At 69.9% G+C, this 24,611-nt stretch carries 10 protein-coding genes; 2 read left to right on the forward strand and 8 right to left on the reverse strand.

Translation table 11 applies throughout. The features are described 5' to 3' along the window. Positions 1 to 94: 94 nt before the first annotated feature. The 8 genes from OV208_RS09035 to OV208_RS09070 all read right to left on the reverse strand — a co-directional run bounded on the left by OV208_RS09035 (position 95) and on the right by OV208_RS09070 (position 22,617). Positions 95 to 12,370 carry a tetratricopeptide repeat protein gene (locus OV208_RS09035; RefSeq protein WP_267573412.1) on the reverse strand — a complete coding sequence of 4,092 codons (12,276 nt, stop codon included), beginning with the start codon at positions 12,368 to 12,370 and terminating at the stop codon, positions 95 to 97. A gap of 107 nt (positions 12,371 to 12,477) precedes the next feature. Then, complete coding sequence (locus OV208_RS09040; protein WP_267573413.1) at positions 12,478 to 14,196, reverse strand: DEAD/DEAH box helicase; 1,719 nt, start codon at positions 14,194 to 14,196, stop codon at positions 12,478 to 12,480. Further along, positions 14,163 to 14,366, reverse strand: coding sequence for a hypothetical protein (locus tag OV208_RS09045; RefSeq protein WP_267573414.1), 204 nt, complete (start codon positions 14,364 to 14,366; stop codon positions 14,163 to 14,165). Before OV208_RS09045 ends, OV208_RS09040 begins: the two co-directional genes overlap by 34 nt. Positions 14,367 to 14,400: 34 nt before the next feature. Continuing rightward, complete coding sequence (gene cglE, locus OV208_RS09050) at positions 14,401 to 15,039, reverse strand: adventurous gliding motility protein CglE (RefSeq protein ID WP_267573415.1); 639 nt, start codon at positions 15,037 to 15,039, stop codon at positions 14,401 to 14,403. A gap of 116 nt (positions 15,040 to 15,155) precedes the next feature. After that, a complete protein-coding gene (gene gltG, locus OV208_RS09055) occupies positions 15,156 to 17,108 on the reverse strand; it encodes an adventurous gliding motility protein GltG (protein WP_267573416.1) in 1,953 nt (650 codons plus the stop codon). Between the two features lie 79 nt (positions 17,109 to 17,187). Then, positions 17,188 to 17,448 carry an adventurous gliding motility protein CglF gene (gene cglF / locus OV208_RS09060; RefSeq protein WP_267573417.1) on the reverse strand — a complete coding sequence of 87 codons (261 nt, stop codon included), beginning with the start codon at positions 17,446 to 17,448 and terminating at the stop codon, positions 17,188 to 17,190. A 136-nt stretch (positions 17,449 to 17,584) separates the two neighbouring features. Beyond that, positions 17,585 to 19,024 carry an adventurous gliding motility TPR repeat lipoprotein GltE gene (gene gltE / locus OV208_RS09065; RefSeq protein ID WP_267573418.1) on the reverse strand — a complete coding sequence of 480 codons (1,440 nt, stop codon included), beginning with the start codon at positions 19,022 to 19,024 and terminating at the stop codon, positions 17,585 to 17,587. Continuing rightward, on the reverse strand, positions 19,024 to 22,617 hold the full coding sequence (locus OV208_RS09070; protein WP_267573419.1) for a tetratricopeptide repeat protein: 3,594 nt from the start codon (positions 22,615 to 22,617) through the stop codon (positions 19,024 to 19,026). The genes gltE and OV208_RS09070 overlap by 1 nt, the downstream gene beginning before the upstream one ends. A gap of 304 nt (positions 22,618 to 22,921) precedes the next feature. Between OV208_RS09070 and OV208_RS09075 the strand changes: the two genes are divergently transcribed. Further along, entirely contained in the window at positions 22,922 to 23,572 is a 651-nt protein-coding gene (locus OV208_RS09075) for a hypothetical protein (protein WP_267573420.1), read from the forward strand. Between the two features lie 67 nt (positions 23,573 to 23,639). Further along, positions 23,640 to 24,602: an ATP-binding protein gene (locus tag OV208_RS09080; protein ID WP_267573421.1), complete on the forward strand. Its 963-nt coding sequence runs from the start codon at positions 23,640 to 23,642 to the stop codon at positions 24,600 to 24,602. Positions 24,603 to 24,611: the final 9 nt, after the last annotated feature.

Consider the following 24,611-nt stretch of genomic DNA (forward strand, 5'->3'; position numbering starts at 1 on the left):
AATCGTAGAAGTGGCCACCGGGTGAGATCAAGGACACCCGCCTTGAACGCCCGCCTGCTTTCAACGCGTGAACCCTCGCGCCGGTCTGAGGCCACTATTTTCGAGCCTGCACTTCCACGTGTGTGCCAACAGCCACACGCAGCTCCTGCAGGTCCTCGGACGTCGCAAACACCAGCAACTCCCGCAGTTTGGTGCGGGGCGGGACACGGAACGACGACCCCGTCTCCCCCTGTACCATGCGGCGAACGGGCTCCAACTCGCCCGCGGCGAAGAGGCCCGCGCGCGACGCGGTGAGCTCCGCCCCCTCCAACCATGTGCGCACATCCTGCGGCGTCGCCGTGGGCAGGTAGGCCCGCGCGACCTTCGCCAGGGCGGCCCGGTCCGGCTCGCTCATGCTCTTGTGGAGCAGCTGCCGCTCCACGTCCACCAGTCGCGGATCCACCGTGAAGCGCACGTTGCCCACCACCAGGCTGAGCGCGGCCTGCACCACCGCCTCCAGTCGCTCGGGCGCGACGCGCTGGCTGAACGCCAGCTCCGGACGGGCCAGGGCCAGCGTCCTGCCCAGGAGGTAGTACACCTCCTTCTGACCCTGCTCCGCGAAGTACTTGCCGCCCACACGCACGCACGCGGGATGCGTCTGGAGCAGATCCACGTTCACGAGCGGCTCGGGGGCCGGTTCGTTGGAGCGCTTCGCCAGGCGCTCGCGCGTGGCCACGAGGAACGGTGAGTACAGCTCCACCGCCTCCATGTTGAAGAGCCGCGCGACGTAGCGGTAGTGGTTGACGTGGTACTCCTGCGCCGTCGCCACGTCGATGCGGTGGCGCTTCGGAACGAGCTGGTACTGCGGGAAGGGCACCGCGTACAGGTGTCCCGCCTTCTCGAAGAGCAGTCCCAGGAGCTCCGACAGCGGCCCGCGCACCTTCGGGTGGAAGAGCGCCGTCTGCCACAGCCGATCCGTCAGCGGACGCTGCGCCAGCTCCTTCTTCTTCGCGTAGGGCCCCAGCTTGGTGAGGATCTCCTGCTCGTCCTCCCCGGCTTCTCCCAGGAGCCCCGACACGGCCTGCGCCGCGAGCCACGCGGCGTCGTAGTCCTTGCGCACCGCGGACAGCCGCACCAGGTGGCCCACCACCTTGCGCGGGTTCTCCGTGTTCGGCAGCGCGCGGCGCAGCGCCACGATGGCCTCTTCCTCGCGGCCCGGCATCTGACCGGCGACCTCCGCGAACGCCTCCTGCATGGCAGCGTCGTCCGGCAGACCCTTCGCCGCGACGCCGTAGGCGGCCACCGCGCCCTCGGGGTGCTTGAGCACCTGGAGGTACAGGTCGCCCAGCGCGCGCCACAGCGTCATGCGCGCCGGGTGCGTGTCCGGCGTCTTGGGCAGACGCGAGAGCATGCGCGTGTAGTTCTCCTCCAGGACCTTCCACTGGCGCGCGCTACCGAGCAGCGCCTCCAGCGCGCTGAAGGCCTCCACGAAGCGGTGGTCCAGGTCGAGCGCGGCGTTGAAGGCCTGCGTCGCGCCCTCCACGTCCTTCAGCTCGTCGCGGCGGATCTCTCCGAGCGCGAACCACACGCGCTTGGCCTTGTGCGGCTCGGACGCGAGTTCGGGCAGCGACAGCATGCGCCCCAGCACGTCCGCGGCCTTCTGGCCCTGACGCGTCTCGCGCAGCAGGCGGTAGAGCGCGTCCATCACCTCCGGCGCTTCCGGATGTGTCTTGAGGGCGCCGCTGAACGCGTCGATGGCCATGTACGGGTCGTGCAGCTCGTCGCGCGCGATGCGGCCCAGCTCCAGGTAGACCTTGACCTTCGCCTCGCCCTCCAGGCTGTTGACGAGGTCCTGGCGCAGCTCCGCGGACTTCTCGTAGCGGCCCGCCTTGTCCATCAACGTCACCAGCGCACGCAGCGTCGGCTCGTGCTGCGGGTCGATGGCGAGCGCCTTCTCGAAGTGGTTCTGCGCGCGGTCCGCCTGGCCCAGCGCGGCGTGCACGTCACCCAACTGCCAGTAGACCTCCACCACCTCCAGGTCCGTCAGCTCCTCGCGATGGTGGATGAGGATGGTCTGGAAGACCTTGAGCGCGTCCTCGTACCGCTTCGCCTGCACCAGCAGGTTGCCGTAGCCCTCCAGCGCGGGCAGGTACGTGGCGTCCAGGCCGTAGGCCTTCTCGTACGAGCTGAGCGCCTTGTCGCGCCGGCCCAGCTTCTCCGTCACGTAGCCCAGCCGGTACAACTGACGGCAGAGATCCTGCGCGACGGCGGCGTCCTTTTCCGCCATGGCCTTCTCCGCCATCTTGCGCGTGACGATGTCGAGCATCCGCTCCGCCGACGACCAGTCCTCACGCGCGATGTAGACGTCCGCCAGCGGGCGCGCCGCCTCCAGGCTGTCCGGGATGTTCTTGAGGGCCTCTTCCCAGTAGTGGGTGGCCGTCTCGCGGTCCTCGCGCGTCTCCGCGTGGTAGCGCGCGACATCCAGCAGGGCGCGGCCCTTGGCGGCCGGATCATCCGTCTGCTGCGCTTCCTGCAGCAGCGTCTGCTCGTAGCCGCCCCAGTCCTTCTCCTGCTCCTGGATGCCCTTGAGGGCGCGGATGGTGGGCAGGTGGCCCGGGTCGATGGCGAGCGCCTGCTGGTACGCGTTCCGGGCGCTGGACATGTCCGACAGCATGTCCTCGTTGATCTTCCCCAGGCGGTGCCACAGCTCCACCGCCACCGGGTTGTTACCCACGACCTGCGCTTCCTTCTGCAACATCTCCAGCGCGAAGGGCCAGTTGCCGCTGCGCTCGTAGAGGTTGCCCAGCGCGTGCAGGGCCTGACGGGACTCGGGGTCCGTGGCGAGCGCCGCGTGGTAGCTGTTCACCGCGCGGTTCACCACCTTGAGCTGCTGGTACTGGACGTTGCCGATCTCCACGTACAGCTCCGCCTGCTCCTGCGGACTGGTGGCGAGCGCGAGCTGACGCTCGTACGCGGCGATGAGGTCCTCCCACCGGGCCTGCGCGCGGCGCAGCCGGATGAGGGACTTGATGGCCGGCACGTTCTGCGGGTCGATGGAGAGCACGCCCTCCACGCACGCATCGGCGTTCGCCGGGTTCTGGTACGTGTCCTCCCAGATGGTCGCGCTGCGGAAGAGGACGCGGACCTTCTCGCGGTAGTCCTGGCTCAGCTCCAACATCCGCTCGTAGATGGCGAGCAGGTCCGCCGGCTGATCCAACCGGATGTGCAGCCGCTCCAGCGACTCCAGCGCCTCGCGGTTGACGGGGTCGAACTCCAACGCCATCCGGAACGCGGAGACCGCGGACTCGTCGTCCTTCAGGTCGCGCTCGTAGACGATCGCCACCTCCACCTGGATGCGCGCACGCTCTTCAGCGGACGACGCGAGGTCGCGCGCCCGCAGCAGCGTGGTGGCCACGTCGCGGTGGGCCCCTCCGCGCCGGTAGAGCTTCGTGAGGACGCCGAGCGTCTCCTGATCCGGCTCCAGCTCCAGCGCGCGCAACAGGGCGCTGGCCGCTTCGATGGGGTCCTCCAGCGTCTCATCCCAGACGCGCGCGATCTCCTTGAGGATGCCCTTGCGCGCCTCGATGGAGCCCGCCGCCTCCAGCTTCTGCTCCAGCGCGACGACGTACTCGCGGTCGCGGCCTCGCCGCTGGAACACCGCCGCCAGCCCGTCCAGCGCGGTGGCGTTGGTCGGGTCGAACTCGAGGATCTTCCGGAACGCCGCTTCGGCGGCCTGCGGATCATCCAGGCGCGTGTCGTGGATGCGCGCCAACGTGGCGTACAGCCGCTCCGCGAGCGGGCCGCGGGGCAGCTCGTCCGCGACCTCTTCGTAGACGGCCGCCAGTTCCTCGTGGCTGCCCGTCTCGTCCGCGAGGCGTTCGACCTCCTCGCGCAGGCCGTCCTCCGTCGCGTCCAGTTGCAGCGCGCGGCACAGCGCCAGGAAGGCCACGTCCTTCTGGCCCAGGCGCTCTTCCTGCACGCGGGCGATTTCCCGCAGGGCCGCCAGCTTCTCCTCGTCGGTGACGAGGTGGGGCATGTAGCGGTCCATCACCGTCGCGTACGCACGCCAGTCGTTGTGCGTGCGGTACAGCGTGCACACGCGCTCGTAGGCGGTGCGGTTGGCCGGATCCAGCTCCAGCACCTTCTCCAGCGCGCCCGCGGAGAGCTCGGGCTTGCCGCCCTGCCCTTCCCACAGCTCCGCGACGGTGAAGTACGCGGCGATGGCCGGGTCACGCTCCTCGGTCTGCAGGTGCACCTGGACCTTGAGCTCCAGGGCGCGCACCGCGTCGTTCCACGCGCGCAGCGACACGGACAGCGCGTACACGCGCTCCAGGTCGGGGACCACGTGCGGTTCGACCTCCAACGCGCGCCGGGCCGCGTCCAGCGATTCCTCACGCCGGCCCATCCCGGCGAGCACTTCCGCCAGGCGCAGGCGCAGCGCCTTCACGCCCTCGCTGTTCTCCTGCAGCGGGACAAGGCGGCGCAGCACGCCCACCAGTTCGTCGCGCTGGCCCGTCTCGTCGTACAGCTCGCGCAGCGTGTCCAGCACGCCCCGGTGACGCGCGTCGCGGTCCAGCGCCGCCTTGAAGTACGGCACAGCGGCTTCCGGCTGCTTGAGCAGGCGGTACACCACGCGGCCCAGCCGCTCGTTGAGGCGCACCACCTCACGCGGATCCAACGTGATGGCCAGGCGGCTTTCGAGCAGCTCGCGCAGCTCCTGCGGACGGTCCGCGCGCTCGTACAGCGACTCCAGCGCGGAGAAGACCTGCTCGTTGCGCGGGTTCTTCGACAGGAGTTCGCGGTACAGCTCGATGGAGCGGCCCAGGTCCGACAGCCCCTCGGCCGACACCTGCGCCATCTTGCCGAGCACGCGGTCGCGCTCGCTGCCGACGACCTTGTCCGCCTGGAGCTTCAGGATGCCGTAGAGCTTCTCGGACGCCCCCGCGCCCTCGTAGATGCCTTCCAGCAGCCGCGCCGAGGCGAGGTGTCCCGGTTCCAGCGCGAGGATGGCCTCGTAGGCGCTCGCCGCGCGGTCCGGGCTGTCCAGCCGCTCCTGGTAGAGCTGCCCCAGTCGGAAGAGGAAGCCCAGTTTGTCCGCCGGGGTGGTCGCGCCGGTCGCCAGCGCTTCCAGCACGCCGGCCAGCTCCGGCCACGCCTCCAGGTGGAGATAGAGGCGGTCCAACGCGACGAGCGACCGCTCCTGCACCGAAGCATGCAACGTGCGCGCGCGCTCGAAGTAGGACACCGCGCGGTCCGGATCGCGCAGGCGCGTCTCCAGTACCTGGCCCAGCTTGAGGCACACCTGGGCCGCGTCGGCGGCCTCGGCGATGCGCGGCAGGGCCTCCTCGTAGAGCACCACCAGCTCGTCATAGCTGCCCGCGACGTCGGTGGCGTTCTCCAGCCGGCGGCGCACCTCGCCGTCGTTCGGGTCCTCCTTGAAGCCACGGTAGAGCGCGAGGAAAGCCAGCTCGCTCTCGCCCTGCGTCTCGCGCAGCGTGGCCAGTTCGCCAAGAAGCTGCTTGCGCTCGACCGCATCCGGGGACACGCCAACGCGCGTTTCAATCAACTGCGCCAGCCGCGCGACGTCGCCGCTCGCGCGGAAGGCGCGCAGCAGCGTCTCCACCGCCAGCAGGTTCTGGGGCTCGCGCGCCACCAGCGCTTCCATCCGGCCCACCGCGCCCGGATGGTTGGGCTGCACCGACAGCACCTCGCCGTACAGCGCCAGTGCGCCCACCTTGTCGAGCAGCTTGGACTCGCGCACCGTCGCGAGGCGGAACTTCAGCTCCAGTCCCTCCTCCGTCGGCATCAGTGCGATGCGCCGCGCGAGGACGTCCGCGAGCTCCGGCCAACGCTCCTGCTTCTGGCAGAGTTCTTCCATCCGCGCGAGCGCGGCGGCGTCATCCGGCTTGAGCTCCAGCAGGCGCCGGAACGTGGCCAGCGCGCCCAGCGTGTCCTTGAGTTGCTCCTCCTGCAACGCGCCAATCTGGAAGAGCACCGTGGCGCGACGCGCCGGCTCCTCCGACAGCGCGAGCTGACGGCGCAGCACTTCCAGCAGCTCCGACGGACGGCCCTGCGACGCCACCAGCCGCGCGGTGCCATCCAGCGCTTCGTTGTCCGTGGGCTTGAGCTCCAGCACGCGCTTCCACGACGCCAGCGCTTCGGCCGGCTCGCCCAGGTCAACCTGGAGCCTCGCCAGCGCGCGGTACAGCTCCGCTCGGGCGGCGTCGCCCGCCTTGGGCGCGACCTCCATCAGCACCGCGCACAGCTCCTCCGGCGCCTCCGCCTTGTCCACCAGCGAGACGCACAGCTCCAGCGAGCGCGGATCCTCCGGCAGCTCACGCAGCGCGCGCGTGGCCGACAGGAACGCCATCTCCGCGTTCTCCAGCGCGGTGGAGTAGATCTCCGAGATGCGGCGCAGCAGCGCGGCCCGCTCCTGCGGCACGGCCTCAGCGGAGGCACGCGACTCCAGCATCTCCACCTGCTTCAGGTGGTTGCCCACCGACGCGAAGACAGGCTCCAGGGCACTGGCCGCCGCGCCTCGCAGCGGGCTCTCCGAGCGCGCCAGCTCCTCCAGCGCGCCCACCGCACCCGGGTGGCCCGCGCGTCGCGCGAGGACGGCCTGGTACAGCTCCAGGGCGCCTCGCGGATCATCCAGGCGCGAGACCTTCAGACGGCCCAGGCGCACCCGCAGGTCGGACGCCTCTTCCTGCGCATCGCGCGCATCCGCCATCTGGATTTCACGCTCGACGTGCTGTGCGAGCTCCGCCCAGCGCTCCATGTCCGCGAGCACGCGGCCCAACAGCTTCAGCGCGTTGGCGTTCTCCGGCCGGCGCTCCAGCACCTCGCGGTACGTCTGCGCCGCGAGCGACTTGTCCGCCAGCGTCTCCTCGGCCAGATGCGCCAGCTCGAAGAGCAGGTTCACCTGCGAGGCGGGGTTGCCCTCGGCGGCCACCTGCCGGCGCATGACGAGCGCCAGCTCCCGGTGCGCGGCCGTGCGCCGGTGCACGCGGGCGATGGCCTCCAGCACCGTCTTGTTCATCGGGTCGCGCCGGCTCACCTGCTCCCACGCGCGCACCGCCAGGTCGTAGCGCTTCAGGCGGTTGTCGTAGATGGCCGCCAGCCGCCGCCACAGGTCGCCCGCGAGGGGCTCCGCGGGGTCGCGCTCCAGCTGATCCTCGTAGGCCGCCGCCACCTCCTCGAAGGAACCCGAGTCCGCCGCGAGCCGCTCCAGTTCGTCGCGCACGGTGGCTTCCGTCGGCTGCTCGTTGAACGCACGCAGTCGCGCGACGAACGCGAGCGACGTCTGGCCCAGGCCCTCGCGCAGGATGGCGATCTCCTGCAGGCGCTCCAGCCGCTTCTCTGGCGGCACTCCGGGCAGGAGCACCTCCAGCACGTCCACCAGCTTCCGCGTGTCGTTGAGGCCCCGGTAGACGGGCTCCAGGAGACGCGCCGCTTCCAGCCTGGGGGCGTCGTGCGCGAGCAGTCGCTCCAGGCCGGCCACCACCTGACCGTCGCCCGGCGACAGCTCCAGCAGGCGCCGGTACACGGGGAGCGCCTCGGAGGGGCCGACCTCCTTCTCCAGCAACTGCGCACGGCGCAGCAGGTACGCGCGCCGTCCCGGTTCGTCCGCCGCGAGTTCGGCGAGCTGATCCAACACGTCCGCCTGCTCCACGAAGCGGCGCGTCTTGGCGTACAGCTTGTCGAGCGCGAGCAGTCCTTCCGGCACCTTGCTCAGAGCCAGCGCGGAGCGGAGGACCTCGATGGCCTTCGCGTCCTCGCCCGAGCTCGCGTAGGCCTCGCCGGCCTTGAGCAGCAGGCCCAGCCGCGTCTCCGGATCCGTGGCGAGCTGCGCCTGACGGGCGTAGACCTCCGACAGGCTCTTGGCGTTCTGGCCCTTCTCGTACAGCCGGGACAACGCCTCCAGCGCCTGCCGGTCCTGCGGCGCATCCGACAGCAGGTTCTTCCAGAGGCGCGTGGCCTCCTCGGGCTGATCCAGGCTCTCGCGCAGCTCCGCCGCCCGGCGCAGCATGTCCAGGGCCACCGGGTCGCCGGAGGTCAGGTCCACCGCGGCGCTCTCGTAGATCTCCGCCAGCACCTCGTGGCTGCCCGTCTCGCGCGCCAGCCGCTCCAGGTCCGGCCGCACGCCGTCGCGGTCGAGCCCGTTGGCGAACGCCTTCACCGACGCCATGAACGCGAGCGACGGCTGCTGCATGTCGCGCTCGTAGATGCGGCGGATCTCCCCCGCGAGGATGATCTTCTCCACCGTGAGCGCGGATTCCATCCGCGTCTCGCGCAGCGCCACCCGGCGGGCATGGTCACCCACCTGCAGGAGCACCTTGTCCAACACCTCCAGCGCCGCCCCGCTCGTGGGCACCGCCGCCTTCACCCAGGCCTCCAGCGCGGCGCGCGCGCCCGGGTGGCCGGGGTCCTCGGTCAGGATGCGCTTGTAGAGGCCCAGCGCCGCGTTGGCGTCGTCCAGCTCCGTGCGCAGCAGTTCCGCCAGGCGGAACGACACCTCACGGCCCTGCGGGCTCTGCCCCTCCTGGTTGCGCCGCAGCGCGAGCGTCCACGCCAGGTCCTTGGAGCGGTTGAGGTCCGTGTAGAGGCGGTCCAACGCGGTGGCGGCCTCGCGCTGCGCGGGGTCACGCTCCGCGATGGCGCGCCACGCGGCGGCGGCGCTCTCCTTGTCGGTGAGCTTCGTCTCATGCAGCAGCGCGGCCTCGCGCAGGCACACGAGCTGATCCGCGGGCTCCTGCGTGGCCACCGCCAGCTTCTCCAGCACCTCCGCCAGCGCCGCCCACTCCTCGCCCGCGCGGTGCAACCGCTGCAGGGAGCGCAGGCTGTCGAGGTTGCCCGGCTCCAGCACCAGCAGCGCGCGCAGGGCCTTCACCGCCCCGGGCCGGTCGTCGAGCTTCTTCTCCTGCACTTCCGCCAGCTCGCGCAGCAGCGCCGCGCGGGCAGGACCGACATCGCCCTCTTCCGTCAGCTCGCTGATGATCTCCGCGAAGCTGTCGAGCGAGTCCGCGTCCTCCGCGGCCTGACGCGCGGCGGCCCGCAGGCCCGCGTCCGCCGGGGCCATGCGCAGCGCCCGAGCCAGCGACGCGAAGGCCAGCTCCGGCTGCCGCAGGTGCGCCAGGTGCACCTGGGCCGCGGAGCGCAGTGCCTGCACGCGGCCCGCGTCGTCACGCGCCACTTCGGCGAGCACGTCCAGCGTCGCCACCAGCTTGCGGTGCTCCTTGGTGCGCTCGTACGCGGGGATCAGCGCGCGCGCCGCCGCCTCGCGCGACGGGCCGGAGGCCAGCATCGCCTCCAGCGCCGCGAGCGCGTCCGGATCCGACGGGCGCTGCCGCAGCAGGTCCCCGTAGCTCTGCACCGCCTCCGCGCTGCCGTCCTGCGAACCCTGCAGCAGCTGCGCGCGACGCAGCTTGAGCCGCGACACGTGGTCCGCGTCACCGGCCGTCTCCGCGAGGCCAATCATCCGCGCCAGGGTGTCCCCCAGCTCGCGGTCCATGCCCGCCTTCTCATAGAGCTCGGCGAGGCGCGGCAGGTGCCGGCCCTCCTCCGCGCCATGGGTGATGGCGGACTGGAGCGCCTCCGCGGCCTGCAGCGGACGGCCCAGCTCCACGTTGAGGTCCACGAGGCGCAGCAACAACTCCAAACGCTCCGGCCCGCGCGTGGCGTGGATGCGCTTGCGCAGCAGCGTCTCCGCGTCCGCCGAGCGGCCCGCGCGTCCGTACAACCTGACAAGGCGCTGAAGCACCTGCGGGGCCTCGGGCGCACGCGACAGCGCGGCCTCCAGCGCGGTGATGGCCTCCGCCGCCATCCCGCCCTCCTCCGCCAGCACCGACGCCTCGGAGAGCAACTGCACGGCCAGGGTCGGCTCCTCGGCCTCGGTGGCGAGCGTGCGCAGCACGCGCCCCAGCTCCGCGTGGGCGGACAGGTCGCGCGCCAGTCGCGCCGTCTCCGCGCGCCCTGCTTCGTCCTTCGGCTCCTCGCGCACCATGCGCAGCCGCGTGTCGAAGGCTGCCCGGCTGTCCGCGAGCTGCTTCTCGTGGATGCTGGCCAGCACCGTCAGCAGCCGCTTGCGCGTCGCCGCGTCCGTCGTGGAGTCCAGTTGCTGCTGGAGCGCCGCCACCTGACGCTGATGGTCGCCCGTGCGCCCGTAGTGGTTCGCCAGCGCCTCGGTCAGCGCGACCGTGCGCACGCCACCGGCCGCCAGTCGCTCCAGGCCGCCCACCACCACGCCGGTGGAGACGTTCTCCGCGAGCAGCGACAGGAACAGGTCCGCCGCGTCCTCCTGACGATTCAGCCGCTCCGCGTACAACTTCGCCTGCCGCGCGGTCCACTCGTTGCGCTCGAGCTGCGACTCGGCCAGCGTCGCGAGCTTCGCCGCCAGGGACGCGGCCTCCTCGAACTTCGACAGCGCCACGCACAGGGCCTGGAGCCGCTGCACCGCCTGGACATCCTCGGGCGCAAGCTGCACCCACTGACGCACCAGCGCTTCCAGTTCCTCCGGGGGCGCGCCCGCCGCCTCGCGCCGCGCGATGTCCGTCTCCAGCCGCGTCTTCGGATCATCCGCCAGCGCCGCGACCGCCTGCAGCGACTTCACGGCCTCGCTCGCCGCCGAATCCCCCGGCACGCGCGAGAGCACCTCGCGCCACGCGGCCTCCGCGCGCACGGGCTCCGCCAACGGCCCCTGGAGCAGCTGCGCCAGGTGCCGCCACAGCGCCACCGCGACCGCCGGAGGCGCCGCCGCCTGCGCGGCCCGCAGGAGCGCGTGCGCCAGCGCCGGCTGCGCGTTGGCCTTCTCCGCGTGCTCCACCACCGTGTTGAGCAGCAGCGGCCGTCCCGGCTCCAGCTCCAGCGCGCGCGCAAGCACCTCGAACGCGCCGCGCTCGTTCTCCTGCTCCTCGAACATCAGCGCCAGCGCTTCGCAGAACGCCACGCGCTCGGCGCGCGGACGCGGCGCGAGCATGGCCAGCTCCAGGAGCGGCAGCACTTCATCCAGCTTCTCGTCTTCCGCCAGCAGGCGCGACAGCTGGAAGGCCGCGAGCGCGTTGGTGGGCTCCAGCTTCAGGGCCGCTTCCAGGTGCTCGCGCGCCGCTTCCGAGTCCTTCAACTGCTGCATGCACAGGTCCGCCAGCCGCAGCCGCAGACTCGCCTGCTGCGCGCGGTCCTTCACCGTGCCCAGGTAGCGCTCCAGCGTGGCCACCGCCTCCAGGTAGCGCTCCTGGCCCAGCATCAGCTCCGCGGCGAGGCTGGCCGCGTCCGCGCGCGACGGATCCGCCGCCACGGCCTTCTCGAAGGCGGCCAGCGCTCCGGCCGCGTCGTTCATCCGCCCCAGCTTGAGCGTGCCCACGCGCAGCCACAGGTCCACCTGCGCCGTGCGGTCGCGCGCCTCGCCCGCCATCGCCTCCAGTTGCACGATGGCCGGACCATGGTCGCCCGCTCGCGCCGCCATCCGCTCGATGAGCGTGAGCGCTTCGGGCATGCCCGGCCACAGCAGGAAGCAGCGGTCCAACGCTTCCTTCACCTTGCCGGTGGCGGTCGGCTCGTACCAGGCGAACAGCTTCGCCACGAGCAACGACAGTCGCGCCGCGCTCTTGCGATCGCGCTCTTCCAGCGACATGCCTCGCAGCATGCGCACCTTGTCGCGCCACACCTGCTCGAAGCGCTGCATCGCGCGGGTGGCCTTCTCCGCGCGCGCGTTCTGCGGATCCAGCTCCCGCGCCACGTCCAGCACCTGCTGCGCCAGCGCGTGCTCGGTGGGATCGTCCACCAACCGCTCCGCGAGCCCGGCGTACTCCTCCGCCATGCCCGCGTCGCCCAGCGCCGCGCGCTCCCGCTGCAGCGCCTCGAAGGCCGGCTGGAAGCGCTCCTCGCTGAGCAGCAACTGCCGCACGCGCCGGAACGTCGCGCGGTCCGGCTTCACCCGGGCTGCGCGCTGCAGGCACAGCACCGCGCGGTCGCGCCGGAAGAGCTTCTGCTCGTACAAGTCCGCGGCCTTCAGGTAATGGCCCGCGCTCTCCTCACCCTGGGTGGCGGCGCCCAACCGCTCCAGCACGTCCACCAGCGCCGCCGAGTCCTGGCGGATCTCATGCAGCCGCTTGAGCCCGCGCAGCGCGGGCATTGGATCCTTCGCGACCAGCAACGCGCGCTTGAGCAGATCCTCCGCGCGCGGGGCATTGCGCTGCCGCTCGTGCGCGAGCTCCGCCGCGCGGCACAGCAGTCGCGCCGCCTCTTCCGTAGGCACATCCCGCGAGCGTCCCTCGTACAGGCGGATCAGCTCCTCGACCCGGCCTGATTTCTCCAGGGCCGCTTCGGTCTCGACGAAGGAGCGGTCATCGGTCACACGCAGCGTGGGACGCGCAGGGGTGGAAGGCAGTTCCATGATGCTCGGGGGCCAGGGGGGTGAATGAAACGAGGGCGCCAGCGGCCGGAGTGTACCGGCCGCGGGCGCCCCCGGGCAATCGCGCAAAACCCGTCAACCGATGGGATTTATTGGCTTTCTTGCTCGCCAGCCGAGGAAGCATTTTCCGTCGATGCCGCCGCGCCATCCGCGCCATCCGCGTCGTCACCGGCGTCCGACTTGTCCGCCGCGGGGGGCGTCGCCGGGGCGTCGGGGAGGGCCTTCGCCCGCTCCAACCCCGCGCTGTCGTTGAGCTGCGTGTACAGCGCGACAGCCTTGTCCTTCAGCTGCAGCTCTTCGGCGATCTGCGCGGCGCGGGGCAGGTCGCCCAGCTTCTCGTACAGGGGCAGCGCCTTGTCCTTGCGGCCCGCCTGCGTCCACGTCTCCGCGGCGGCGGCCGTGTCACCCAGGAGCTCCAGCCACCGGGCACGGCCGGCGGGCTTCTGCTCCTGTTCGGCGCGCGCCAGCTCACGCTGCGCCAGCTCCTTGGCCTCGTCCTCGAGGGTGAGCCGCTGCATGAAATGGAACGCCTTGGGAGGAGGCAGGGGGCTCAGCACCTCCACCGCCTCGCGCCGCTGGCCCACGGCCACCAGCAGGGTCGCCGCGCCCAGCCGGTCGCCACGCTCCACCAGGGCCTTCACCTCCAGGCCCCGGATGCGGTTGGCGCTCGGCAGATCCCGCGCACGCTCGTACGCCTTGCGCGCCAGGGTCAGCTTGTTGGCGCGCTCGTACGCGAGCGCCGCCTGGTCGAACTGGCGCGCGCGCTCGTACAGGCCGGCGACCTTCTCGAAGTCGGCCTTGGCGACGTAGTGCTCCATGAGGAGCTCGTACGCACCCGCCTTCTCCAGCGTGGGGCCAATCTGATCCGGAGGCAGCGTGCCCACGAGGCGGCGGGCCGCGTCGTTGTCCTGCCCGGCCAGCGCCGTGCGCAGCGCGCTCTTCAGGTCCCCGCCCGCCTCGAACAGGCGGGTGGCGTCCGCGAAGCCGTTGTTGCGCTCGTGCAGTCGCGCCGCGTCGCGCGTGCGGCCCAGGCCTTCCAGTTGGGTCGCCTGCTCCTTCCAGTCGCCCGTCAGCTCCGGCATCGGCGCGCGCTCGGGGCGCTCACCACGGGCCGGACGCTCGCCACGCTCCGGACGCTCAGCCCGGGGCGGACGCTCACGACGCTCGCCGGCACCGGCGGCGCCACGCTCCGGACGGTCCCCACGGGGAGGACGCTCGGAACGCTCCCGGCGCTCGCCAGGACCGCCACGCTCCGGACGCTCGGACCGCTCACGCGGCGCCTCGCTCCGGGCAGGAGCCTCGGGCTCCGGCGTCGGCTCGCGACCGCTCAGCGTGAAGGCCGCCTGCGAACGCTCGCGGTCACCCGCGGCGCGCCAGACGCGGCCCACCAGGGTCATCACGTCCAGCCAGGCCCCGTGCTTCTCCTTCGCGGGATCCACGGCCGGAGCCGCGGGAGCCGCTTCGGCGGGAGCGGCACCTTCGCCAGCGCCTTCGGCGGCCGGAGCCTCCGAGGATGCTTCGGCCGGAGCCGCCGCCTCGGTGCCTTCCGTCGTCGCCGCCGCTTCCGGAGCCGCGGACTCAGCGCCCGCTTCCGGCAGGACCGGCTTGGACTGACGCTGCACGCGCAGCATCGTCGTGATGAGGCGACCGCGCGTGTTGAGGTCCAGGTCATCCAGCGACTTGAGGTTCATGGGCCGCAGCGAGCGGACGATGGCCTCCAGCGGACCCTTCTCCGCGCCAAAATCGTTCTTGGAGAGGGCCTTCTCCAGCACGCTCAGCTCGGCGATGACGCGCTGGCCCGGACCCACCGGACCCGCATCACGGTCGCGGCCACGGCCTTCGCCACGCCCGCGCCCTTCACCACGGCCACCACCGCCAGGACCACCACCACGACCGCCGAAACCACCCGGCCCGTCACGGCGAGGCCCCTGACCCGGCGCGCCCCCGTCAGGACCGCGTCCACCCGGACGCGCTCCACCGCTTCCATTCTCCTGAGCCACGTGAATCTCCCGCTAGAACGCGTAGCGAATGTTGGGCGCCACCGCGAACCCGAAAGCGCCCTTGGAGGCGAGGTAGTTCCCCGTGACCTCCAGCCCCACCGAGAAGTGGCGCAGCCGCGTGTAGTACTCCACTCCGGGCCCGGCAAACACAAGAATGTCGGAATCCGGGAGGAGCTTCTTGGGAGAGAACATCGCGTACCCCGCGCCGGCGCGCGCGTAGATCCACGTGCGCTTGACCTCCTGGCTGTCGGCGAAGCCCACCAGTTTGGCGCGCAGGACGGCGCCGGGCACCAGCATGGTGAAGTCACCGGAGGCCGCGCCCTGCGAGTAGCCAATGTAGTCGGAGCCTGCCCTGTTCGCGGAGCCCATGAAGAAGACGCCCAGCGACAGGCGCTCCCCCAGGTCGATTCCCAGCTCCACCTGGGCCATCTGGCCGGACGAGAAGGGCCGGGGCCCCTGCGACGCGGGCGGGTTGGCGATCCACGACGGGCCGCCATACACGGCGAAGTACACACCGCGCTCGACCTCGTCGAAGGTCACCGCGGGCCGATCCCCCGCGGCGGAACCGGCGCCGGGGGTCTCCTGAGCGACCGACACCCCGGGAAGGAGGAAGGCGGCGCACAGGGCGAGAGGAGCAAGGACTTTCTGCATGGAAGGCAGCCTGGGGGGGCAGGACTCCCGCGGGGAACGGGAGGAGGAAGTGAAGAAGCGGGCAGCCCTGTCGCCAGGGCCGCCCGCGCGGCACACGGATGAAGTTCGAGTCTAGGCTAGTCGCCGGCCTGCTTGAAGATGAACGGGTACGTCACGATCACGGAGCCGCCACCCTTGGGCTCCGGGAACTTCCAGGTGCGCACGCGGCCCGCGACGCAGGTCTCCAGGTCCGAGTTGCCCGCCGTGGACTGCGCGACGTTGGACGTGGCCACCGAGCCCGTGGCGCTGATGATGAACTTCACGGAGACCTTGCCGCCCAGCTTCGGGAAGCGGTTGAGCAGGCTCTCGTAGCAGTAGCGGATCTGCCCGCGGTTGCGCTGGATGACCTGGCGGATGAGCTCCTTGTCCAACGAGCCCATGACCTCCGGGTCCGAGGACGTGATGCCCACGTCCACGCTCTGCTTGCCGCCGAGCGTGCCCACACCGGTGCCGTAGCTGCCGCTGCCGCCGCCACGGCCCTTGGTGCCGATACCGCCGATGCCGATGCTGTCACCGGTGCCACCGCCACCGCCGCCGCTGCCGCGCAGGCCCATGCCGCCGAAGCCGCCCGCGTCGCCAGCCTTGGCGCCGAACATGTTGCCCATGGCGCTCTTGAGCTCGCCGCCCAGGCCCGCCTTGCCGAAGATGGTGGAGATGCCACCCTTGCCACCGCCGAAGATCTTCGCGGTGAGGGCGCGCGCCTCGTCCTTCTTGTTCGGGTCGCCCTTGGGCGCGGTGCGGTTGGCGGCCTTGGGCTCGTTCTTCTTGCCCATCTGGCCTTCGTCCGCGCGGGCCTTCTGGGCCATCTCGCCCGACTTCTTCTCCTTCTGCTGGTTCAGCTTCTCCAGGAACTTGTTCTTCTGGGTCTCGGGCGCCTTGATGATGAGCTTGGCGATGCGCGCGTCGTTGCCCGCGAGCTCGTCCGCGTACTCATCCCCTTCCCCGCTGCTGTTCATCGAATGGATGACGAACGCGGTGGCGATGAAGAACATCACCAGGAAGATGTTGAGCGCCGTGTAGTCCAGGTTCTCGCCCAACGGCACGACGACGCGCTTGGGCACCGACTGCAACTGCGCCTCCAGCGTGAGGCCGCCCAGGTCCACCCAGAGGAAGTCGTCGCCCTCCAGCGTCAGCGAGTACGCGTCGCCGTCGCTGCTGGCCTTGCCCGACTCCATCACTGCTTCCAGGTCGAGCGTTTCGCCCTTGCGGGTCAGCTCGCCCTTCATCTTGCGCGCGAAGCGCACGGAGAAGGTCTGCCCGTCGGTGCGCAGCACTTCGAAGGAGGGGCCGCCCAGCTTGGCGTCGCCCATCACGAAGTCCACGCCCTTGGCGCTGCCCACCGTGAAGCTCTTCTTCACGCCCGGGGCCAGGAAGAACTCACCCACGCGCTGATCGCCCCAGAGCAGGCGCACCGACGCGCCCAGCGGGCCGTTGGACTTGGTGCGGCGCACGGTGCGCACGCGCGGCGCCTCCGCGTCCTCCTCCGAAGGGGCCTCCGGAGCGGGGGCGGCGGGCGCGACGATCTTGTTCTTCTGCGTGGGCGCGACCGACGCATCCAGCGCCGCGGCGGCGGGCGGCGGAGGCGCGGCGACCGGAGCCGCCACGGGGGCGGCCACGGCCTGCGCGATGGCGGCGGCGGAAGCGCCGGCCACGGGGGCCACGGTGGTGTTCTTGTCGGTGGGCGCGTCCGCCTGCGCGACGGCGGCGGCCAGGTTCACCGCGGCGACGGCGGCCGGGTTCTCCAGGCGGATGGTGGTGCCACCCACGCGGACCTCGTCACCGAAGGAGACCTGCCCCTTGTTGACGCGCTTGCCGTTGACGTAGGTGCCTTCGACGCTGCCCATGTCGATGATGGACATGGAGCCGTCGCCGGCCACTTCGATGACGGAGTGGATGCGACTGACCTTGTCGTCCTCCAGGCACAGGTGCGCGGAGGAGAGACGACCAATCTTGATGATGTCGCGCTCGTAGTCCTTGGAGGCGACCAGCGTGTCGCCCTTGAAGACCTTGAGTGTCAGGGGTACGGCCATGAAGGGGGGCTCCTGGTTCGCGTTCGCGCTTGTTGGACAACGGCTCTGGCGGAAGGTTCCGCCGGCAATTCGTGGGGAATTACAGCTCGCCCACGGACTGCATGACCTTGTCCTCGAAGTCCTCGCGGATGCGGATGAGGTTCGAGTGCTTCACGGACTTGCGAGCCTCGACGTACTCACCATCCGGCTTCGTGAGGTCGCCTTCGATGGTGTCGTCCTCGAAGTCGACCGTGGACGTCTTCTGCATCTTGGCGCCACCACCGCCCTTGTCCCCGCCCTCATCCTGGGCAAAGGCCGGAGCCACCGACAGCGTCACGCACAGCATCAGCCACTTCCGCATCCTGCCTCCACGAGGAGCCCCTTCCCGGGCCCACTTGTTCCGCACGGCAACCCCCGCGAATTCCCGGGGGCTCACAAGGTTCGCATCATCCGGAGTCGCGCCGCCAGCGTGAAGCCACTGGCGGGCTTCTCCCACATCACAGCAGGTCGTCGGTGGGCTCGTCGGAGTCCGCCGGGGCTGCATTCTTCTGGGCAGGCGCTGCCGGAGTGCCTCCTGCCGGCGTGGCGGCGGCCGGTTGGTTGCCGTTGCCGGCGGCCGGGGTGGCCTTGGGCGCGGTGCCGTCACCCGACGCGGGCGTCACGGCGTTGGGCGCGGGCTGGCCCTTCTGCTTGGCCTCCTCCGCCTTCATCGCGGCCTGCTGCTGGGCCTGGAGCGCCTCCATCTGCTTGGCCTGCTCCTCCGCGGCCTTCGCCTCGCGCTTGGCCTGCACGATGCTCTCCGCCTCGCGCATCAGACCGAAGACGGGAGCCTCGCCATTGAGCGCGACCTCGCCGCCCGCCAGCGCGACGTACTTGCGGTACAGCTCCACCGCGCGCTCCGGGGCGTCCTTCACCTTGTGCAGGATGATGCCGCGGTTGAGGTACGTGGCGCCCAGCTCCGGGTTGAGCTTCTCCGCCTCGTCGTACTCCTGCATGGCCTTGTCGTACTGGCCCTGGCCCTTGAGCGCGATGCCCAGGTCCACGTGCGCGGCGGCGTTCTTGCCATCCGCCTGCAGGATGCGGCGCAGGTGCTCCTCCGCGCCGGGGAAGTCCTCCGCGTCCAGCGCCAGCTGCGCCAGCGCCACGTGCGACGGCACGTAGTCCGCCTTGGCCTCCAGCGCGCTCTTGAACTGCACGCGCGCGCCCTCGTTGTCCCCTTCCTTCTGGAGGATGAGGCCCACGGCGTGGTGCAGCTCCGGATCCGCGCCGTCCAGCTTCACCGCGCGCAGCGCGACGAGCTTGGCCATGGCCAGCTGCTTGCGCTCCAGGTAGCTGCGGATCATCACCTTCAGGGCGTTGGTGTTCGCCGGGTCGCGCATGAGCGCGGCGCGCGACAGCTCCATCGCCTTGTCGTGGTCGTTGTTCTGCCGGTAGATCTCCGCCAGCCGGGCGCGCGAACCGGCGTCGTCCGGGTAGCGGGTGAGCACGTCCTGGTAGAGCGCCACCGCGCCGGCCACGTCGCCGGAGTTCTGGCGCATGATGGCCAGGTTGTCCGACGCCTGCCGCAGCGACGGCTTCTTGGTGAGCGCCGCCTGGTAACGGGCCTTCGCCTCATCGGGCTTGCCCATGCGCTCGGCGATGACGCCCAGGTTGTACTCGGCCTCCGCCAGGTTCTTGTCCGCTTCGGCCGCGGCCTTGAACTTGCGCTCCAGCGATGGGTAGTCGAACGCCTTGGCCTTCTTCTGCGCGTCGAAGGACTTCACCGCGTCATCGAACAGCAGCATGGCGCGGTTGGAGATGGACACCGGCCCGGTGGGCGCGGCGACGGGCTTGTCCACCACCGGCTTGACGGCCGGCTGGGACGACGTGCAGCCCACGGCGGTGAGGGCCAGCGAGGCCAGGAGGAGGGCGGGACGGAACGGGTGCGTGCGATTCATTAGAGGAAGTCCTCCGGCTCCTGATCATCAACGGTCTTCTTGGGCGCGCTGCCGTCCTTGGAGGCGGCGGGCTTGGCGATTTCGGACTCGGTCTGCTGACGCAGCTGGTTGGTCAGCGTCGACAGGTCCTCGTTGAGCGCCTCGCTCTTGGCCAGCTTCTCCTGTTCGGGCTTCGCCGTCGGGGGCGGGATGTCCTGCACCGCGGCGAGCATGTCGCCCGCGAGCACGAACTCCTTGTTCTTCAGCGCCAGCTTCTCCTCCAGTACCTCCGGATACTTGTCCGGAGCGTAGGTGGTGCGGAGGATCTTCAGGCTCGCCGCGGCGCACTCGTTGAACACGCCCAGCTCGCGGCTCTTCGCGACCGCGCCGGAGAAGGCCTCCGTGGCCTTGTCCTTGAGCGGCTGCGCCTGGTTGGAGAACTCGTCGCGCAGGGCCTGCTGCGACTCCTCGTCCAGACCGCGCGGCATGGGCGCGTTCACCACGATCTCCGCCATGTGGTCATACGCCATGCCAATGCGCTGCAGCGCGCAGATGGCGGGCTCCGGGGCGCCCAGGGCCACCGTCTGCACGTACTTCTTCTGGACGACCTCCAGCGCGCGGCCCTTGTCGGCCAGCGAGCCCTTGAAGCGCTCCGGCGACGCGGGCACGCCCCAGTACAGCTTCAGGCGCTTGTACTCCACCCAGTCCGGCTCGATGGCGAGCAGGTTCGCCTGCGCGGCGGCGGCCAGCGCGGGCTTCTCCAGCGAGGCCTTCTGGTTGCGGCCCAGCTGGTCGAAGTAGTCGAAGATGCGCTTGTTCATGCGCGACACGTCGCGCGGCTTCTTCATCTTCTCGTAGATGGCGACGATGCGGCCTTCCGCGTTGAGGAACTTGCTGGACGAACGCATGTTGTCCCGCTCGTACTCCTCCAACAGCTTGATGGCCTTCATGTATGCCCCCTGCTTCACGTGGAGGTCCACGATGGAGAGGAACACGCCTTCGGCGTCCTTCGACTTGGGCCACAGCTCCAGGTAGTGCTCGCGGTTCTTCAGCGCGGCCTTCAGCTGGCCCAGGCCTTCACGGTAGGTGGAGGCGTTGAACAGGGCGATCTGCGCCTTGGACTCGTCCCACTTCTGCACCACCGCGGGCTTCGCGGGGCCGTCGTCGTTGGAGGCCTGCTTGGCCTTCGCCTTGGCCTTGGCCTTCGCCTTGGCCTTCGCGGCCGGGGCGCCGCCCTTCTCGCTCAGGTTGCGCTCATAGCCGCGCACGTAGAGCTCGTAGGTGGACGCCGCGTCCTCGAAGTCACCGATGGCCTCCAGCGCCTCCGCGTTCGCGTAGATGGAGTCCGGCACGTACTTGGACCGCGGGTACTCCGCGAACAGGCGTTTGCGGACCTCGATGGCCTTGTCCAGGCTCTTCGCCTTGTAATAGTCGACGGACGCATTGTAGAGCGCCAGGTCCGCGATCTCCGTCTGCGGGAAGTCGTGGACGAAGTTCAGGTACGCCTCGGCCGCCTTGGAGAACTCCTTCTTCTCCTCCAGTTGGCTGACGAGCTTGAACGACGACTGCTCGATGAGCTTCGCCAGGTCGTCGCGGAACTTGCCGACCGCCAGCTTGTCGTTCGCGTAGAAGCGACGCGCCCACTCGTTCACCTTCGCGAAGTCCTGCAGCAGGTTGTACGAGTCCAGGATGAGGTTCGCGGCGATCTCACCCGCGCGCTGGCCGTCCTCGAACTTGTATTCGGGGTAGCCGAGCGCGATCTCGCTGAAGCGCAGCACGGCTTCATCGAAGTGGTTGTGGCGGTAGTAGATGTTCGCCGCCTTGAAGGCGATCTCCACGCGCTTGTCGCCCTTGGGGACGTACTTGAGGTAGCGCTCGCACGCGTCGAGCAGCGACTTCTTCAGCGTGGGGATGGTGATCTTCTTGGTGATGTCGGTGCCGGCGGACTCGCTCTTCGCCTCGCCGCGCGCCTCGGCCGACTTGACGACCTCGTCGTACGCGAGCACGGCGTTGTAGGAGGCGTTGCTCAGCCACTTGCCCGGCTTGCCCGGCTTGGCCTTGCCCTTGTCGTCCTTGGCCTCCAGCACCTTGGCGTCCTGGAGGACGACGAGGGTGTAGTTGGCGGCGGCCTTGTCGAAGTTCTGCAGGTTGTCGTTGAGGAGCTCCGCCCAGAAGAAGCGCAGGTCGTACGCCTTGGGGTTCTCCGGGAAGAGCGTGAGGTAGTCGCTGTACACGGCGTCCGCGTACTTGAAGGTCTCCTCGTTGCGCGTCTTCTTGCCCTCGTTGTGCCAGGTGACGGCGAGGTTGGAGAGCGTGCGCTCGGACAGCTCCTTCGCCTCCGCGAGCGCCTTCTTGTCCTTGTCGTCCTTGATGACGCCGGAGGACTCCACGTCCTTCATGATCTTCACGAGCCGGCGCACCTGGGCCACGGTGCGCTCCTTGTTGCCCATGCGAAGGATGCAGTCGACGATCTTGCCCTGGAAGCCGGGAGACTCCGGCGACAGCGGCTTCTCCTTGATCAGCGCGTTGTACGTGATGGCCGCTTCGCGGTCCTTGCCATCGCCGTAGTACAGGTTCGCGAGCTGCTTCATCATCGCGAAGCGGTCTTCCGGATTGGTGGCGACCTTGCCGAAGTCCGCGCGGGCCTGCGTCACGTCACCCTCGCGGGCGAAGGAGCGCACGTAGTCGGCGCGCGCTTCACGCACGAGCGACCCCTTGGCCTTGGCCTTGCCGTCCTTCTCCACCGCGGCGGCACCCGCCAGCTCGCCGTAGAGGACCACGGTCTTGTACTTGTCCTTCGCGGACTCGTACTCGCCCATGTTGAAGTAGCACCAGCCCTGCTTGTAGAGGGCGAACGCGTAGACCTGGTTCTCCGGGAACTCAGCGGCCTTCTTGTAGGCGACGAGCGCCTTCTCCAGCTCCGGGCGCTTTCCCTTGGAGTTGTTGAAGTAGTACTCGCCGAAGGCGAAGTACGCGTCCGGGATGTACTTGGACGTGGGGTGCTTCTCGATGAGGCGCTTGAACGCGACGAGCGCCTTCTTGTCCTGGCCGTCCTCCATCAGGTACTGGCCGAGGAAGAAGAGCACTTCGTCCGTGCGCTCGAACTTCGGGTGCTCCTGGACGATCTTCGTGTACTGCTCGACGGCGTACTTGCCGTTCTCCTTCACCTTCGCCATCAACTCCGCCTTCTCCGCCTTGGCCTTCTGCTGGCCCGCGGCGTCGTTGCGGTTCATGGCGACGATGAGCTCGTCGTCCTTCCGGTTGGCTTCGAAGAAGAAGAACTTCGACTCCTCCCAGTAGAGCTCGCCCAGGCGGAACAACAGGCTGGGGGCCTCCTTCTGATCAGGAGACAGGGAGATGATCTTCCGCAGCGATTCGATCTGTTCGCGGCGCTTGGAGGCCACCTGCACCTCAACGCCCAACCGGAACTGATCATATTGCAGCGTGGGAGCGGCCTGCTGGGCTTCCTTCGGGCGCGTGATGTCGCCAGCGAGGGACTTGTCCACGGTGGTCGTGGACTTCTTGCCCAGGTCAGCGTCGCGCAGTGCTTTCTTCTCCTGGGCCGAAGCCATGGAAGTCAGGAGAACGAGGCAAACGAGTAACGAGCGGCGCATGGTCTTCCTAGGAGCGAGGGACCGGCGTTCCCGATGGCCTGCCTGCTTGGCAAGTGTCCGGGAATCTTCGGGAATTTCCATGAGGGGACTCGCACTATGCGCGGTTTCCGCAAGGCGGGTCAACTTGGACGGACGGACGTCAGGTCCGTTGGATAGCAGGCGAGAAAACTTCAATTTCGTTGTGCTCGGAGGGCGGTCAGCCAGGAGTTGAACAGTGGCCGGAAGGTTGCGATGAGGGACCCCGGGAGTATCTGAAGCGGGCGGTCGGAAGACTGACCGCCCTGCCTGGAGCCGTTCGCGGATCATGAGCCTTCTGCCGGAGAGCGCCAGCTTTGAAGAGCTGGTGCAGGACTACTACCTCGCGGTGCGTGGCGCGGGGCTGATGTTGTCCGCGTTGGATACCCAACTCGTCACGGCGTGGGCACAGGAGGGGGTTCCCTTCGAGGTCGTCGCGCGCGGCATCTCCCGTTCCGCCGAAAAGGCGCTGTGGGACGCGCGGCCCGGGGAGCCGGTGCTGCGCTCGCTCCGGGCGTGCCGGCGCCAGGTGGAGACGGAGATCCGCAAGTACCGCGATCTGTCCGCGGGCCAGGGCGAGGAGGCCGCCCCGGAGGTGAAGAAGAAGCCATCCCGCTCCTGGGAAGAGGTGCGCCATGCGCGGCTGTGCACGGCGCTCCGGGCCCTGACGGAGCGGGAGTCCACCCTGGCGCCCCGGGTGCACCGGCTGCTGGACACGGTGCTCGCGAGCGTGCCCCGGGAGCCCGCGGCCATGGATCAGCAGGAGGCCTGGACGCTGCTGGTGCTGCTGCGTGCCCTGCCCTTCACGGAGCGGCGCACGGTGTGGCGCGAGGCCCGGACGGGCGAGCAGCAGCTCATGACGGCCCGTGCGCGGCGGGTGTCGCGCAGGTTCCGGTTGCAGGCGGCGGTGCGCCGGCGGCTGGACATGAAGGAGACCTGAGGCGTTGGGTCACTTCCGAACGCCTGAACGGAAAATCAGCGTACTGACGGGCACGGCCGACGGTGTTATGGCTGGACCCCAGATGGCGGCCAAGGCGAACGGCGAGGCGTGCGGGGAGTGCGGCGGGCGGACGTACCTCATCGAGCGGCGCGGGGATCTCGCGTCGGCGAGGGTGTGTACGTGCTCGGAAGCGTGCCCGGTGTGTGGCGGGCGCGGGCACATCCTGGTGGAGAAGGAAGGCACCTTCAGCAAGAAGGTGGGCGCGCGCACCTACGAAGTGCTCCAGCCGTGCATGTGCACGCTGCGGCGCAAGCGGGTGGCGCTCTTCAACGACGTGCAGATGCCCGGCGTCATGGCGCACGCGTCGTTCGACAACTACCGCGCCTTCAACGAGGCCCAGGACCGGGGCCGGGGCGTGGCGATGCACTTCGCCCACCAGTACGTGAAGGGCGATACGGCGAAGCACAAGGGCTACGTGATCAGCGGGCCGGTGGGCACGGGCAAGACGCACCTGCTGGCGGCGACGCTCGGGCACCTGGTGCTGGAGATGGGCGTGCGCTCGCGGTACGTGGAGATCTCCCTCCTGTACGCGACCATCCGGCGCGGGTTCCAGGACGGCAAGAGCGGCGGGGAGATCATCGGGCCGCTGTCGGAGGTCGAGGTCCTCGCCATCGACGAGCTGGGCAAGGGGCGCGGCAGTCCCTTCGAGATGGAGACGCTCGATGAGCTGATCGCCCGGCGCTACAACGCGGGGCGCACCACGCTCTTCGCGACGAACTATTCGCTGGAGCCGGAGCGCAAGGGCGCGCGCAGCACCGCGCCGACGGGCTACCGCACCACCGAGGACACGCGCACGGCGATGAAGGACGCGGAGCTGCTGCGCGAGCGCGTGGGCGAGCGCATCTACAGCCGGCTGTGCGAGATGTGCAGCTTCGTGGAGCTGCCGCGCGACACCCCGGACCGGCGGCGCACGCGGCAGGAGATGGATGCGCCTCCGCCCCTGGGTGGAATGCGCAACCCCGGACGCTGATCAGCGCTC

Origin of the sequence: Corallococcus sp. bb12-1, assembly GCF_026626765.1 — a bacterium.
GTDB lineage: Bacteria > Myxococcota > Myxococcia > Myxococcales > Myxococcaceae > Corallococcus > Corallococcus terminator.

Excerpts from the sequence above, each read along its gene's own strand:
- OV208_RS09080 (WP_267573421.1), top strand. The coding sequence starts at position 23,640 with ATGGCTGGACCCCAGATGGCGGCCAAGGCGAACGGCGAGGCGTGCGGG.
- gltG (WP_267573416.1), bottom strand. The coding sequence starts at position 17,108 with ATGGCCGTACCCCTGACACTCAAGGTCTTCAAGGGCGACACGCTGGTC.
- OV208_RS09035 (WP_267573412.1), bottom strand. The coding sequence starts at position 12,370 with ATGGAACTGCCTTCCACCCCTGCGCGTCCCACGCTGCGTGTGACCGAT.
- cglF (WP_267573417.1), bottom strand. The coding sequence starts at position 17,448 with ATGCGGAAGTGGCTGATGCTGTGCGTGACGCTGTCGGTGGCTCCGGCC.
- cglE (WP_267573415.1), bottom strand. The coding sequence starts at position 15,039 with ATGCAGAAAGTCCTTGCTCCTCTCGCCCTGTGCGCCGCCTTCCTCCTT.
- OV208_RS09070 (WP_267573419.1), bottom strand. The coding sequence starts at position 22,617 with ATGCGCCGCTCGTTACTCGTTTGCCTCGTTCTCCTGACTTCCATGGCT.
- gltE (WP_267573418.1), bottom strand. The coding sequence starts at position 19,024 with ATGAATCGCACGCACCCGTTCCGTCCCGCCCTCCTCCTGGCCTCGCTG.
- OV208_RS09075 (WP_267573420.1), top strand. The coding sequence starts at position 22,922 with ATGAGCCTTCTGCCGGAGAGCGCCAGCTTTGAAGAGCTGGTGCAGGAC.